The sequence below is a fragment of the Leptotrichia sp. oral taxon 218 genome (assembly GCF_018128225.1).
Taxonomy (GTDB): Bacteria; Fusobacteriota; Fusobacteriia; order Fusobacteriales; family Leptotrichiaceae; genus Leptotrichia.
This window is the reverse complement of the sequence record NZ_CP072377.1, coordinates 486726-503006: the sequence shown is the minus strand read 5'-3', so window position 1 is coordinate 503006 and position 16281 is coordinate 486726. Positions and strand designations below refer to the sequence as shown.

The 16281-nt window shown below is 31.6% G+C and carries 12 protein-coding genes; 9 read left to right on the top strand and 3 right to left on the bottom strand.

The window, feature by feature from the left end:
• Nucleotides 1-23 precede the first annotated feature (23 nt).
• Nucleotides 24-1490, bottom strand: a complete 1467-nt coding sequence (locus tag J5A73_RS02395; RefSeq protein ID WP_211616297.1) for an aminotransferase class I/II-fold pyridoxal phosphate-dependent enzyme — start codon at nt 1488-1490, stop codon at nt 24-26.
• 42 nt (nt 1491-1532) lie between these two features.
• Nucleotides 1533-2360 (bottom strand): adenosylmethionine decarboxylase, encoded by an 828-nt coding sequence (gene speD / locus J5A73_RS02390; protein ID WP_249069356.1) that lies wholly within the window; start codon nt 2358-2360, stop codon nt 1533-1535.
• A gap of 255 nt (nt 2361-2615) precedes the next feature.
• On the opposite strand from speD, the gene J5A73_RS02385 reads away from it, so the two are divergent.
• The 6 genes from J5A73_RS02385 to speB all read left to right on the top strand — a co-directional run bounded on the left by J5A73_RS02385 (nt 2616) and on the right by speB (nt 9462).
• On the top strand, nt 2616-3605 hold the full coding sequence (locus tag J5A73_RS02385; protein ID WP_211616295.1) for an ABC transporter ATP-binding protein: 990 nt from the start codon (nt 2616-2618) through the stop codon (nt 3603-3605).
• Nucleotides 3606-3916: 311 nt separating this feature from the next.
• Nucleotides 3917-4837, top strand: a complete 921-nt coding sequence (locus J5A73_RS02380; RefSeq protein ID WP_211616293.1) for an ATP-binding cassette domain-containing protein — start codon at nt 3917-3919, stop codon at nt 4835-4837.
• A gap of 30 nt (nt 4838-4867) precedes the next feature.
• Nucleotides 4868-5830 (top strand): oligopeptide ABC transporter permease, encoded by a 963-nt coding sequence (opp4B, locus tag J5A73_RS02375; RefSeq protein WP_211616291.1) that lies wholly within the window; start codon nt 4868-4870, stop codon nt 5828-5830.
• Between the two features lie 16 nt (nt 5831-5846).
• Nucleotides 5847-6740 carry an ABC transporter permease gene (locus J5A73_RS02370; RefSeq protein WP_211616289.1) on the top strand — a complete coding sequence of 298 codons (894 nt, stop codon included), beginning with the start codon at nt 5847-5849 and terminating at the stop codon, nt 6738-6740.
• Entirely contained in the window at nt 6737-8509 is a 1773-nt protein-coding gene (locus tag J5A73_RS02365) for an oligopeptide ABC transporter substrate-binding protein (RefSeq protein WP_211616287.1), read from the top strand. The genes J5A73_RS02370 and J5A73_RS02365 overlap by 4 nt, the downstream gene beginning before the upstream one ends.
• 89 nt (nt 8510-8598) lie before the next feature.
• On the top strand, nt 8599-9462 hold the full coding sequence (speB, locus tag J5A73_RS02360) for an agmatinase (protein WP_211616285.1): 864 nt from the start codon (nt 8599-8601) through the stop codon (nt 9460-9462).
• Between the two features lie 170 nt (nt 9463-9632).
• Here speB and J5A73_RS02355 read toward each other — a convergent pair whose 3' ends face one another.
• Nucleotides 9633-14120, bottom strand: coding sequence for an autotransporter-associated N-terminal domain-containing protein (locus J5A73_RS02355; RefSeq protein ID WP_249069355.1), 4488 nt, complete (start codon nt 14118-14120; stop codon nt 9633-9635).
• 338 nt (nt 14121-14458) lie between these two features.
• On the opposite strand from J5A73_RS02355, the gene J5A73_RS02350 reads away from it, so the two are divergent.
• The 3 genes from J5A73_RS02350 (at nt 14459) to J5A73_RS02340 (ending at nt 16221) form a co-directional block, all read left to right on the top strand.
• Complete coding sequence (locus J5A73_RS02350) at nt 14459-14647, top strand: hypothetical protein (RefSeq protein WP_211616283.1); 189 nt, start codon at nt 14459-14461, stop codon at nt 14645-14647.
• Between the two features lie 189 nt (nt 14648-14836).
• Complete coding sequence (locus J5A73_RS02345) at nt 14837-15274, top strand: NfeD family protein (RefSeq protein WP_211616281.1); 438 nt, start codon at nt 14837-14839, stop codon at nt 15272-15274.
• Nucleotides 15275-15306: 32 nt separating this feature from the next.
• Nucleotides 15307-16221 carry an SPFH domain-containing protein gene (locus J5A73_RS02340; RefSeq protein WP_211616279.1) on the top strand — a complete coding sequence of 305 codons (915 nt, stop codon included), beginning with the start codon at nt 15307-15309 and terminating at the stop codon, nt 16219-16221.
• Nucleotides 16222-16281 lie beyond the last annotated feature (60 nt).

The following is a 16281-nucleotide window of genomic DNA, read 5'->3' as shown; positions in this document are numbered from 1 at the left end:
TTATTACTTTTTATTTTATAAAACTATTTTTCTACAACTACATTTATTTTATCAACATGCATATCTTCAGTTCCTGTCAAAAGACAACCTTTTTCTTTTGCATAAGAAATATACCGAATAATTTCGTCAGTAATTTTTTCTCCTGGCGCTAAAATTGGAATTCCTGGTGGATAAGCCATCACAAATTCTGCACTCACTCTTCCGACACTATCTAAAATTGGAATCATTTCTTTTTCAGAATAAAAGGCAGCTTGGGGAGTCATGACAACTTTTGGATTTATATATTCGTGGTCAAACATTCCTTCTGGACTTTTTGAATAAAGTCTTTTAATTTCAGCAAGTGACGAAATTAACCGTTCAATTTCAAGTCCTCTGTCTCCTGCAGTAATTATCGACAAAATATTTCCCAAATCTCCAAGTTCAATTTGAATTCCGTATTCATCTCTTAAAATATCATAAACTTCAATTCCTGCAAGTCCAATATCTTGTGTATAAACAGACAATTTAGTTGTGTCAAAGTCGTAAACTGCGTCTCCATCGATGAGTTCTCTTCCATAAGCATAATAACCACCTAATTTATTGATTTCACTTCGTGCATATTCAGCAAATTTTACAGTTTTCTCAAATAATTCTCGACCGTTTATGACAAGATTCTTTCTTGCCACATCAAGTGACGCCATAAGTAAATATGAAGCGCTTGTAGTTTGTGTCAAATTTATTATTTTTCGCACATAATCAGCATTAATTTTTTCTCCACTTAGCAAAATTGAGCTCTGTGTAAGAGAGCCGCCTGTTTTATGCATACTAATTGCCGCCATATCTGCTCCAGCTTCCATAGCCGAAATCGGTAAATTTTCATCAAAGGAAAAATGTGCTCCATGCGCTTCGTCGACTAAAACATACATTCCATTTTCGTGTGCCAATTTTACAATGGATTTTAAATCTGAGCAAATTCCGTAATAAGTCGGATTATTTACCAAAATAGCCTTTGCGTCAGGATTTTCTTCAATCGCCTTTTTTACATCTTTTATCGACATTCCAAGCGAAATTCCTAATTTTTTATTTAATCCAGGATTTATATAAACTGGAACTGCACCGCAGACAACCATGGCATTTATAGCACTTCTGTGGACATTTCTTGGAATTATAAGTTTATCTCCAGCTCGGCAAGTTGACATAATCATCGCCTGTACTGCTCCTGTAGTTCCGCTCACCATAAAATAAGCCTCTTTTGCTCCAAAAGCTTCCGCTGCTATTTCCTGCGCTTCTTTTATGACGGAAGTTGGATGACATAAGTTATCCAGCGGTTTCATAGAATTGACATCCATTTGCATGGCATTTAATCCAATAAAATCTCTAAATTCCTTATTTCCACGACCACCTTTATGTCCTGGCACATCAAATCTCACTACTCTATTATTTAAATGCTCTTTTAAAGCATCAAAAAGCACAGTTTTGTTCTGTCTTTCTAAATTAATGTTTTTTTTCATTTTTTGTTTTCTCCATATTTATTTTATATATAAAGTTTTGTTTTAATAAATATTCATTCCGCTGTAAATTTCTATCATTTCTTTTCTCAAATTATCCGTTATCTCAAGTCTTTCCCGTGGCGGAATTTCATACACATCACGGTTAAAAAGGTAATTTTGAAGCTCAATTTCCTTTATCAGCATCTTTGTGTGAAAAATGTTGGACTGATAGACATTTACATCAATTGCATCATAAATCTTTAGTTTATTAGGATCAATGTAATCCTGAATAGAAGTAATGTTGTGATCAGTAAAAAATTTTTTTCCTGAAATATCTCTAGTAAAACCTCTTATCTTATAATCTATCGTGATAATGTCGGATTCAAAACTGTCAATCAAGTAATTTAATGTATTTAACGGCGAAATTTCACCACAAGTCGCAATATCAATATCTACTCTAAAGGTCGAAATTGAATTGTCGGGATGATATTCGGGAAATGTATGCACAGTAATATGGCTTTTGTCTAAATGTGCGTGAACAGTATCCGTATCTTGAATTTTTAGATCTTTGTTTTCATCGAAAAAAGGTTTTCCTTGATTGCACGATTCGTCAATATTTGCTGGATCGATTCTCGCTTCCGCAATTAAAATATTGACAGAAGCTCCTTGTGGCTCATAATCTTGCTTTGAGATATTTAACACTTCTGCTCCTATCATTTTGGCTACATTTATCAAAATTTTTGTGAGTCTATCAGAATTGTACTGCTCGTCAATATAAGCGATGTAGTCTTTTTGCTCCCTTTGGGTTTTGGCATAACAGACATCGTAAATATTAAAGCTAAGTGTCTTTGTAAGATTGTTAAATCCGTATAATTTAATTTTATTTTCCAACTAATTCATCACTTCCCTTCAATTTTTTATCTATTTTTTTTCTTTTCTTTTCTTTTTTTTTTGTTTTTTAAAATTTTCTAATTTTTTTAAATTTTTAAAAAAAATTATTTTTTTCAAATTTTATAAAAATTATATCACTTATGGAAAATTTTTACAATTATAATTTTTAATATGATTTTTGTTTAATAAAAAAAATGTGATATAATTGTACTGTATAAATATAATATTTATTGAATTGAAAGGGAGTGAAAAATTTTGAGCCAAAAAGATACGCTTTTGAAAATAGAAAATCTGACTACAAGTTTTCGGATTGATGAAAAATATTTTCCTGCCGTTGACGATGTGTCAATTGAACTTAGAAAAAATGAAGTTTTGGCGATTGTTGGAGAATCTGGATGTGGGAAAAGTACACTTGCCACTTCCATCATAGGACTTCACAATCCGCTTAATACAAAATCCAGCGGAAAAATAACTTTTGAAGGAAAAAATCTTTTGGAAATTGATGAAGAAGAATTTAATAAAATAAGGGGAAAACATATTGGAATGATTTTTCAAGACCCGTTATCAGCACTTAATCCGCTTATGAAAATTGAAAATCAAATTGAAGAAAGCCTTATTTACCACACAAATTTCACAAAAGAAGAGAGAAAAAAGAAAGTTTACGATTTACTGCAAAAAGTTGGGATAAATAATTACAAAAGAGTTGCAAATCAATTTCCACATGAATTAAGTGGAGGAATGCGTCAAAGAGTGATGATTGCAATTGCACTTTCCTGCAAACCTAAAATTGTCATAGCCGACGAGCCAACTACAGCACTTGATGTTACAATTCAAGCACAAATACTAGATTTGCTAAAATCTCTTCAAGATGAGATGGAAGCTGGAATCATACTAATTACACACGATTTAGGAGTTGTTGCGCAAATGGCTGACAGAGTTGCCGTCATGTATGCAGGAGAAATTGTAGAAATTGCCGATGTCACTGAACTTTTTAAAAATCCAAGACATCCTTATACAAGATCACTTTTAAATTCAATTCCGCAACTGGATTCAGAAAATGAAAAATTACATGTAATTTACGGAAATGTGCCATCACTTAAAAACATTGAGAGAAAAGGATGCAGATTTGCTAATAGAATTCCTTGGGTTGAGAAAAGTGAGCACGAAAAAAATCCAAAATTGCATGAAGTTTCTAAAAATCATTTTGTGAGATGTACTTGTTACAAAAATTTTGAATTAAAATAAAAATTTAGAGTTAAAAATTTAAAGTTAAAATAAATTTAGTTTAGTTAAATTGAATTAAATTAAAGAATTAAATTAGAATAAATTAAATTTATGAAATTTATGAGATTTATAAAATCTCAAAAAAAAAATTAAAAATAAAATAAAAAAAGAAAGAAAGAAAGAATAGAAAAGTAAAATAAATAAAAATAATAAAAAATATATAAAATATATTAAAGTAAATTTTAAAATAAAAAAATAAATTAAATTAAAAAAATAAAAAATAAAATAAAAAATAAAATAAAAAAATTTAAAAAATAAGAAAGGAGAAAAATATGCTTGAAGTAAAAGACTTAAAAGTTCATTACCCAATTCGCAGCGGATTTTTTAACAAAATTGTCGACTACATCTACGCCGTTGATGGAGTGTCACTTACGATTGAAAAAGGAAAAACTTATGGACTTGTCGGAGAATCTGGCTCAGGAAAATCTACAATTGGAAAAGCAATAATTGGACTTGAAAAAATTAAAAGCGGAAAAATTATTTATAAAGGAAAAGAAATTGATAGAAAATTTAAAAATAGAAAAAATGAATATAGTAAAAATGTTCAAATGATATTTCAGGACTCACTTTCCAGTCTTAATCCAAAAAAACGAATAATTGACATAATAAGTGAACCGCTTAAAAATTTTGAAAATTTGACAGAAAGTGAAAATAAAAAAAGAATTTTAGAATTGCTTGAAATTGTAGGACTTTCTGAAGATGCACTCTACAAATATCCGCATGAATTTTCAGGAGGACAGCGTCAAAGGATTGGGATTGCAAGAGCAGTTGCAACAAAGCCACAGCTTATCATCGCTGATGAACCTGTTTCTGCACTTGATTTATCAGTTCAAGCACAAGTCTTAAATTATATGAAAGATATTCAAAAACAGTATAATTTAAGCTATTTATTTATTTCTCACGACCTTGGAGTTGTAAAGCATATGTGTGACTACATCTATATTTTAAATAGCGGAAGGTTTGTTGAAACTGGAACAAAGAATGATATTTATGAATCTTCTAAACATCCCTACACAAAAAGACTGATTGCCGCAATTCCTGAAATTCATCCCGAAAAGCGTCTGGAAAATGCGATAAAAAGAAAAAAAATTGAAGAAGAATATCAAAAAAATAAAAAAGATTTTTATGATGAAAATGGAAAAGTTTTTGATTTAAAAAAATTAACTGATACACATTTTGTCGCTTTAAAATAAAAATTTAACAAGACAAGAAAGGAAAAAAATATGTGGAAAACGATTTTAAGACGGTTTGTAATTATGATACCGCAACTATTTATACTTAGCGTAATTGTCTTTATTTTGGCAAAACTTATGCCAGGAGATCCATTCACAGGACTTATCACGCCACAAACTGATCCGTCCGCACTTGAAGCTCTGCGAAGAAAAGCTGGACTTCTTGACCCTTGGCATGTTCAATATATAAGATGGATTAAAAATGCTTTTTCTGGAAATTTGGGAATGAGCTACACTTACAATGTTCCCGTTAAGACTCTGATTGGGGAAAGAGCTGTAAATACTTTTATTTTGTCGCTTGTGAGTTTGATTTTGACATATTGCATCGCAATTCCTTTGGGAATGCTATCTGGACGATACCAGAACTCATTTTTGGACAAATTTGTAACTTTTTATAACTATGTGAGTTATGCAATACCGACATTTGTCTTGTCACTTATAATGATCTGGTTCTTTGGATATAAATTAGGCTGGTTTCCTACAACAGGTTCTGTTACCGCTGGACTTGAAACTGGAAAGATTGGACATTTTTGGGACAGAATTTATCACATCATACTTCCAGCCATAACTTATGCGCTGCTTGGAACAACTTGGATTATTCAGTATTTGAGAAATGAAGTCATTGAGGCAAAGTCGCTTGATTATGTGAAAACGGCTAAAAGTAAAGGAGTTCCTGAAAATAGAATTTATTCAAGACATATTTTTAGAAATTCAATTTTACCGATTGCAGCGTTTTTTGGTTATGCAATAACAGGATTACTTGGGGGTTCGATTTTTATTGAAAAAATATTCAGTTATCCTGGAATGGGAGGACTTTTTATAAATTCCATAGTAACCAGAGATTATAGCGTTGTAACCGCTCTTATCTTGCTTTTTGGATTTTTAACTTTGTTTGGAAGTTTACTTTCTGACATAATTTTGAGCATTGTCGATCCTAGAATTAGAATTAAATAAAGGTGGTGAAAAAAATATGAATGAAAAACCGACAGGTATTAGAATAATAGTAAAAGAACTTTTAAAGGACAAACTTGCACTTGGATCATTAATTTTACTTGCAATAATTTTTGGAATTATTTTTATCGGCTCACTTTTTGCAAATCAGGATGAAATTATGAAAATAAGTCTTTTAGATAAATATGCTATTCCGATGAAAGAAGGATTTTGGCTTGGGTCAGATTCAGGTGGTCGTTCAATTTTAGGACAACTTATATTGGGAGCTAGAAACTCGATTATCATTGGCTTTACAATAACTATCTTGACAAGTTTTCTTGGAACTTTTTTTGGAATGATAAGCGGATATTATGGTGGAATTATCGATAATATAATTATGAGAATAATTGATTTTATAACAATTATGCCGACACTTATGATCATTATTGTATTTGTTACAATTGTGCCAAAATATACAGTTAGCTCGTTTATTTTCATAATGAGTGCATTTTACTGGGTTTCAACAGCACGGCTTATTAGAAGTAAAGCTCTTGCAGAAAGTAAAAAGGAATATGTTCTTGCTTCAAAAACAATGGGAACAAGCGATTTTAAAATAATTTTTAGAGAAATCTTGCCAAATTTAAGCTCTTTAATAATTGTAGATTTGACACTTGCCTTTGCTGGAAATTTGGGAATTGAAACTGGACTTAGTTTTTTAGGATTTGGTTTACCTCCTTCAACTCCTAGTCTTGGGACACTTGTTGGATATGCAGCCGATCCAGAAGTTTTATCTTCAAAACTTTGGATTTGGCTTCCAGCTTCGATTTTAATACTTGTTATGATGCTTTGTATAAATTACATTGGACAAATGTTAAATAGAGCTGCTGATGCGAAAAAAGACGAGCATAATTTTTTTAGAAAGGAGAATTTATGAAAAAAATATTGATTTTTTTGATTGGACTTATGATAATTTCATGTAGTCCAGGTAAAAAGAGAAGTGAGATGCCGGGAGCTAAAATAAATTTGTCAATTTTCCCAATAAAAACTACAAATAATGAACCAGCTGTAGAAAATGCAACACTTCAAGTGGCTATTGTAAAAGATGATCCGCTTGTTGGAGTTTTTAACGAGATTTTGTATCAGGACGGATACGATGGAGATATCCTTTCAATGTTTTTAAGTTCCAGCCTTTTTGATGTGAATGAAAATTTTGAAATAATTGACACAGGGGTTGCAACATTAAATGTTGATGCAAAAAATAAAAAGGCAACTATAAAAATTAAAGATGGAATAAAATGGTCAGATGGCGTTCCACTTACTGCAGACGATATAGTCTATGCCTATGAAGTTTTGGGAAATAAAGATTATACAGGAATTCGTTATACTGAAGAATTTCAAAAAGTTATTGGAATGAATGACTATCACAATGGAAAAGCTAAAACAATTTCTGGCGTGAAAAAAATTGACGATAAAACAGTTGAAATTTCATTTTCTGAGATGGGACAAAGTATTTTTAGCGGTGGAAACGGACTTATGGCAAACGCACTTCCAAAACACTATTTAAAAGATGTTCCAATAAAAAATTTAGTTTCATCTGACAAAATAAGAACAAAACCCGTCACATTGGGGCCTTATAACTTGGTAAAAATTTCTCGCGGAGAAAGCATGGAATTTGTGGCAAATCCTTATTATTACAAGGGAAAACCTAAAATAAAAAAGGCTATTTTGCAAGTGGTCAATCCACAGTCAATTGTTGCGGCTCTAAAAGCTGGAAAATATGACTATGTTATGGAAATGCCAGACAATTTATACAATAATTATAAAGATTTTAACAATTTAGAAGTTTTGGGACAACAGGATTTGTATTACTCGTATGTTGGATTTAAATTGGGACATTTTGACAAAGCAAAAGGAGAAAATGTGAGCGATCCTAACGCTAAAATGGCGGATTTAAATTTAAGACAAGCGATGATTTATGCAATTGATGTCGATCAAATCACACAGGCCTTTTATTTTGGACTGCGACAAAGAGCGACTTCTACGGTTCCTCCAGTTTTCAAAAAATATTTTCCAAAAGATTTGACAGGATTTCCGTATAACTTAGCCAAAGCAAAACAGCTTCTTGACGAAAGCGGATACAAAGATGTGAACAATGATGGATTTCGTGAAGATAAAAACGGTAAGCCGCTTCAAATAAAAATGGCGTTTATGGCTGGTGGAGATGTGGCTGAGCCACTTGCTCAATTTTATCTTCAAAGCTGGAAAAAAATTGGATTAAATGTAAGCTTAACTTCTGGAAGATTACTAGCTTTTCAAAACTTTTACGAAAAAGTACAAGGTGACACAAAAGATATTGATGTATTTTTTGGTGCATGGGGAGTAGGAACTGATGTAAATCCGACTTCTTCGGCTGGAAGAAGTTCTCAATTAAATTATACAAGATTTACATCTCCAGAAAACGACAAATTTATTGACGAAATTTTAGGAGAAAAATCATTGACAATCCCAAATTACAAAGCGCAAATGTACAAAGAATGGCAAAAATATTACATAAATCAAGCTTCTGAAGTCCCACTTATGTATAAATATAAATTAACTCCAGTAAACAAAAGATTAAAAAATGTCTACATTGGATATGACAGCGCCTTAAAAGACGAAGGTATTCACAAGTGGGAATTGACAGCTGTAAATCCGATGAGATAAAATTGTAAAATTTTTTCAAATATGCTATAATGGCAAAAATTTTTTAAGTAAATTTAAGTAAATAAAAAAAATTAAGAAAGGTTAAAACTATGAGAAAGCAAAATATACATACATTTATTGGGTGCGACAATGAATATGACGAAAGCAACATCGTTATTTTTGGTGCTCCATTTGACAGCACTACTTCCTTTAGACCTGGGACTCGATTTGCAAGTTCCGTTATGAGAAATGAGAGTTTTGGGATTGAAACTTACAGTCCTTATCAAGACAAGGATTTGGAAGATTACAAAATTTTTGACGGTGGCGACTTGGAACTTTCTTTTGGAAATTCTAATTTGGCACTTCAAGATATTCAGAATGAAGCCGAGAGCATTTTAAACGACGGAAAAATTCCATTTATGATTGGTGGAGAACATTCTGTGACATTGGGAGCTGTAAAAGCGGCTTTTAAAAAATATCCAGACTTGCACATAATTCAGTTTGATGCTCATACAGATTTGCGAGATGAATATTTAGGTCAATATTTTTCACACGCTTCAGTAATCAGACGATGCTGGGATATGGTTGGCGACAATAAAATCTTTCAGTTTGGAATAAGAAGTGGAGAACGAGCTGAATGGGAATTTGCAAAAAAACATCTTCATACAACAAAATTTAATTTTGGCGATAATTTTGATGAACTTGATAAAGTTGTTGAAAAATTAAAAGGTAAACCAGTTTACTTCACATTGGACTTAGATGTGCTTGATCCATCAGAATTTCCAGGAACTGGGACACCTGAAGCTGGAGGAGTCACATTTAAAGAACTGCACAAAGCGATTGAAAAAATTTCTAAATTAAATATTGTAGGACTTGATATGAATGAATTATCGCCTATTTACGACCAATCTGGAAAATCTACTGCTCTTGCATGTAAACTTTTAAGAGAAATTTTACTATTCATTTCAAAATAAAACAAGGGGTTTTTACCCCTTGCTAAATAATTTATAAAATTTTAGTGATAAAGACTAATAAGCCAATTTAAATCCAAGACCTTCTCTAATATTTTTACCTTCCGTATCATATCCTAGATTTGCCGTCACTCCAAATCTTGAACTATTAATTCCAACATTTAAGTCAAATTTTATATTTCCTTTTCTATCTTCTTTTTCATTTTTAAATTATACCAATCTGCTGTAGTATGACGAACTCTCGCTTGATTTAATTTATTAAGTTTTCCAAGCTCATTTTCATACGCTGTCGAAAGTCCTACTGAAAGTTGAGTTCCCGCAGTTAATGGCTGAACATATTTAAGTTCTGCTCCGAACTTAGGTTTAATCGAGAAATAGTCGTTTCCTTTAACATTCAAATTCATTTGACCATTGTCTTCTTTTATCTTTGAAAATCTTCCATATTCTATTTTTAACGCTCCATAAGGTCTCAAATGAGTTCTTTCAGACAATTTTATATCATATCCCAATTCATTTTTCAAAGCTGCTCCATAAGTGTAATAATTAGCTCTGGATTCAAACACATCATCTACAATCCAAAATTTACGATGCATATTATTAATTCCACCGAATACATCTCCAGAAACTGTCCATTTTAGTGAGCTATTGTAATCATTTTTCGGTGACATTGTCTTAAATACCCCAGCTTTAACCATAGATTGCTGTTCAGTTGATTTTCCTAAATCTTTAAACTTAAATCTATTCGTAACAGCTCCAGCATACCATCCTTTGGGATTTTCCTTTTCAGATGTTTCATTTTCATTAACATAAGCCACTCCATAAGCATTGCTGTCATAATCTACAATTCCAGCTGTGTCTGTTTTATACTCATCTTTTATTCCAAACACTTTAATTTTGTTATTTTGCTTAAACGGATTATTTTCCCACTCTTTTCGTAAATATCCAATTTCCTTATCCAATTCATTTCCAGTTTCATTAATTCGCTGTTGAGTATTTGAATATTCATAACCTAGCATTTGACTTATAGCTTGTGTAAATATATGATCTTCGTCACTTCTTATATCGTTTAATTTATTAAAGACTTGTTTTTCTCTCGAATTTACATCTTCAACTCCATATCTCTGTTCAAGTCCATCTAAGAAATGTTCAGTATCTGTATCATTTTTTGCAAAATCAGTATAAGGAATTTTTTCCATATGCACAGTTTTTATCGGTGCATTTAAATTTCCTGATTTCACCATATGTGCTCTCCAAGTCAAACTTGCCGAGTCAACATTCAATTTAACTCCTGTTGGTATAACACTTCCCAAAGCATCATTATATGGTTGCAAAATGTCATCTCCTATTTGAATTGCTTTTGCATTCGTATTTCTTGCAGCCTCTGTTCCCATCATCAAATCTATATCTTTAAGTCTTGTTAAATTACTTAATCCTTGAATAGGATTTGTATGATTTATTCCTGAAGTATCCACATACATTTCTATACTTGAATCATTTGTACGATTATTACTACCTGATGCTTGCGGCAAATCTCCATTTGCATAATCTCCTAATGATTCAGCTAACACTGCAGGTATTGGTATTGACACTGGACTTGGATGTGCTGGAGTTTTTACTACTGATTTTTCTGCTACTGTTCTATTAACTCCTGTTCCTGTTAAAGATACAGTATTACTACTTCCTCCTCCTTGAACTTGGTATGCACCAGCTGTATCAGTTTCTACTCCTGTATTTCCACTTCCAGAAGCAATATTTATTGTTCCATAATTTTTAATAATTCCTCCATTTTTTGCAACCACACCCTTTATTCCAGTTCCACTTGCAATTGTCTGAATCGTTCCATAGTTTTCTCCAGTGGCATGATTGTCGATATACATTCCAACTGTATCATTACCTTCCAAGTTAATAATACCTCTATTTATTGCCTTTGAACCAGAACCTGATGCATACATTCCAACACTGCTATTTTTTGTCACATTAATTGTTCCGTGGTTTTCTATTGTTCCCATTGATGCCACTGTACTTCCTGTTGCCATTCCAATTCCGTATTTTCCAGCTGTCACATCACTCGGACCAACATCAATTGTTCCATAATTTTGTCCGATTCCTTGAGATGAATAAATTCCAACATTTCCAGTTCCTGATTTTAAGTTAATATTTCCACGATTTACAAAGTCTTGAGATGAATAAATTCCATAGCTGTTATTTCCATCAGTCACAATATTTGATTTATTTTCAATTTTCCCACCTAAACTTTGTGGTGCTCTCGAATAAATATAAACTGAATTTTCTCCAATATGAACATCATTTGGCGCTTTTGTATTTAAATCTGTCTTAGTATTTGCTGCTGTTATTAAAAATCCAGCTGAATTTTGCCCAACTTTCATATCCAAGTTTCCTTTAACAGTTGTAGGTTTTGGAGCTACTGTTGCGTCATCAATATACACTCCTACTGCATTATCATTACCTACATTAATTTTTCCTGCAATAATATCGACATCAGGCCCTTGAGAATAAATTCCTACTCCATCATCATCTACATTTATTGTCCCACCATTCATTTCTATATTTCTTGCAAAAATACCATAAGAAGATCGTCCAACATTTATTATACTATTGTTTCTTATTCTAGTTCCATTTTCAGTTTCTAATACATAAACTTTTGTCTTTGGATCATCCCCATACATTCCAATTGATTCATTTCCAGGAGAAGTTGCAGCAACATTTATTATCCCAAAATTTTTCAAATCGGTATTATTTGTTCCATACATTCCAAACGATTGCGTACCAAGTATATTAATTATCCCAGAATGATAAACATGAGTTACAGGATCTTCCCCTTCATAATTTGAAACTGCACCAAAATCAGATCCCATTCCTATCGCATGATTATTTCCTTTTATTGTAATAGTACCTTCATTTACACCAACAAGCCAGGCTTTAGATGTGGATGGAACAGATTTTATGGTCGGATCAATACTGTTATTTTTGGTAAATATTCCAATTGCGCCGTCATCATCCATCGTAATAACACCCCACGGCAAATTCATAATGTCTATTTTCCCTAAATTAGCTGGATTTTCAACACTTTTAAAATAAGATTCGTTAGATGGATCTACAGCTAAACCTGTAGAAGGATCTATTCTATATGAAAGCCCTAAAATCCCAATTGAATTTTTACCACCAACATTTATTGGACCAGAACTTACCATATTTGAGTTGTTTGTTCCATACATTCCAACTGCTCTGTCATTATGCGTTGGACCTTGCTCCACTTCCAGTTTTCCAGCATTATAGTTATTAATCCATCCGTAATCGGCATAAAATCCTATTCCACCTTGTCCAGCATCTGTCCTGTCAACAAAAACTTTACCTTTATTCCCAATTTCTGTCGTACTATTATTTACTGATTTTGAACTTCCTGCTATCGCAAGTCCAACTGGTGCCAAAAATCTGTCATCTATCGCCTTCATTTGTGCAGTATTTAAGGAAGCGTTTATCGAACCATACTCTGTTTCAATATGCAATCTTGAATTTTGATATAAAAATCTTTTTGTGAATACTTCACTGTCTGAATCACTTATTAAATTTGCTTTATCAATTGCCGATTTTATTTGAATTGTAGCATCATCCACCAAAGCATACTTGTAATTTGTTTTTCCATTTGAACTTGTAATATTTACATTTCCTCTAAGCAGTCGATTTTTTAAACTATCATTACCAGGTTTATTTTCCACATCTATGACAAGCGGACTTTTTGAATCTGTTAAATTTGCGATTACTGCGTCATCAGAAAGTACATCAACAGTTGTATTATTAAAAGTTACAGCATTTGGTTTAGCTTTATCAAACACATATCCAACGGCTTTTCCATCTAGTACCAATGTCGCATCTTTCATATTAATAGCACCTTCAGAATTACTTGTGCCATCAGTATAAAGTGCATAACCATTTCCTTTATATTCCACTTTACTGCCTTCTAAATCAATTTTTGAATTATTAAGTGAAGCAACGGTCTTTGGAGTGCCTGTCGCTTTTATCCAGTTTTTTTGCGCATTAATTATACCACCTTCATTGGCAAAAAGTCCAAATTTTGCACTTTTATTGATCTGAGAATCTACGAAAACATTTGGCTCTGATGGAAGAGAAGTTCTGTTCATTGTTATTGTTTCACCATGACTTGCATTAACTACTCCAGTATTGCTGTTTGTTTCTGTTTCTTTATCTGAATCCGAATTGTTTTTACCTCTAGCATATTTAACATCTTTTACTTTATCTCCACGACCTTTGTAATGTCCCTGCCAATTATTGGAAAATCCATTAATTCCAAATTGCCATCCTTCCAAAGGTGACTTAACCGTGTAATCTCCTTGATCCGTAATCTGAACTAAATCCGAATTCGCATTTTTAATAATTTTCTCACTTTTTTGTCTTGTCCATTTAAAGTCTTTTTTCTGCCGTGCAACCGAAGCATTTATCGTCTTTGACTGTGTTTCAAGCTCATTTCCATCTGAAAATAGATTAGCTGATGCACCTCTTCCTATTCCTATTGCACCAGTTAGTAAAAATGTGATAAGTGCTGAATCTGTGTATTTAAAACCTTTTACTTTTTTAGCAAACGATTTTAATTCTTGACTAAATTCTTCTAAATCATTAATCATAGTTCTTCCTTTCTAAAAATCAAAAAATCTGTTTAAATTATATAAAAGTTTTTCCTTATAATTTAATGTTTTTTAATTTTTACAGATAAAATACCGATTTTATCTTTATTTAACATATTATATTCTTATATCAGTCTTTACTAAATTATATAAAAGTTTTTCAAAAAAGTAAACTTTTTTTACTATTTTTTTTGATTTTTTATAAAAATTATTTAAAATAAAAATAATATTATTTTGAATTTTTTTTAAAATAAAATTTTTTTATTCTATTTTAAAAAAATATGGTATAATATTAGTACAAAATTATAAATTTTAAATTAAATTTGTAGGAGAAAAAAATGAAAAAATTAATTTTAGTCATTTTGACACTACTATCTCTAACTTCCTGCGTCACAGGCGGAATAAGTGTAGGAAGTAACGGAAAAATTCATGGAAATATAGGTGTCAGTACAGGTGGTCTGATTAATACCAGGATTGGTATTAGTACAGACGGAAAAATTCACGGTGGAGTCGGAATCGGATTTTAAAAAAATAAATTTATAAATTGAAAGGAGAAAAAATTATGAAAAAAATAATTTTAATGATTTTGTTGTTAGCTGCTCTAAGTTCTTGTCTAAGTGCGGGAATTGGAATTGGAACAAACGGAATTCATGGTGGTGTCGGAATCGGATTTTAAATTTTTAAGAAAAAAATTTTAAGTAAAAAAGGAGAAAAAAATGGGAGAATTATTTTGGGCAATAGCAACTGCAGTATTTGCAATACTTGAAATTATTATACCAGGACTTGTGACAATTTGGTTATCCCTTGCAGCACTTGTTTTAACTGGATTATCTTTTTTTATGAGAAATCCTGTCGTCGAAGTCTTTATTTTCTCAGTTTTATCAGTAATTTTTGTAATTTTCACAAGACCTGTCTTAAAAAATTACATTGAAAAAAGCAAAAAAACAAATTTTAATTCCAAAATGATAGGAAATGAGATAAAAATCGAAGAAATTTTAAACTTAACAAACTCAAAAAAAGAGTATGAAGTTAAATTTAAAGGAGTCATTTGGAAAGGAATCAGCGAAGATGTCTTTAAAAAAGATGAAATTGCTAAAATAAAAGGTTTTGTTGGAAATAAAATTATTTTAGAAAAAATAAAGAAAGAAAAGTAAAATTAAAATAATATCAAATTTAGGAGGTTATCATGGGAGTTATATTATTACCGTTAATCATTATTTTACTTGCTTTTTTTGCAGTTTTAGTACTAAAAGCAATAAGAATTGTGCCAGAATCAAAAGTTTACATTATAGAAAAACTGGGGAAATATTATCAATCATTAGATTCTGGATTAAGTTTTATAAATCCTTTTTTTGACAAAGTGGCAAGAGTTGTCTCGTTAAAAGAACAAGTTGTGGATTTTCCCCCACAGCCAGTAATCACAAAAGATAACGCCACAATGCAAATTGACACAGTCGTATATTTTCAGATAACAGACCCAAAACTATATACTTACGGAGTTGAACGACCAATTTCAGCAATTGAAAATTTGACTGCAACAACTCTAAGAAATATTATTGGGGATATGACAGTCGACCAGACTTTAACTTCAAGAGATGTCATTAACACAAAAATGCGAAAAGAATTGGACGATGCGACAGATCCTTGGGGAATAAAAGTAAACAGAGTTGAGCTAAAAAGTATTTTACCACCTGCAGACATAAGAGTTGCGATGGAAAAAGAAATGAAAGCTGAAAGAGAAAAAAGAGCAAATATTTTGGAAGCACAGGCAAAAAGAGAAGCGGCTATTTTAGTTGCAGAAGGAGAAAAACAGGCAGCCATTTTAAGAGCAGAAGCAAAAAAAGAACAGCAGATTAAAGAAGCTGAAGGGGAAGCAGAAGCAATCTTATCAGTTCAAAAAGCAAAAGCAGAAGCTCTAAGAGTTTTAAACGAAGCTGCTCCGAACGACAAAGTGCTATCTTTAAGAGGACTAGAAGCATTTGAAAAAGCGGCAGATGGAAGAGCCACAAAAATTATTATTCCAAGCAACATGCAAAATTTAGCAAACCTTGCAACTGTATTTTCTGAACTGACAAAAAAAGATGAAATTACAAATAAATAAACTTTAAAATAAAAAAATTAAAGAAATTTTTAGTTTTGACAAAAGATTTATAAAAAAAAT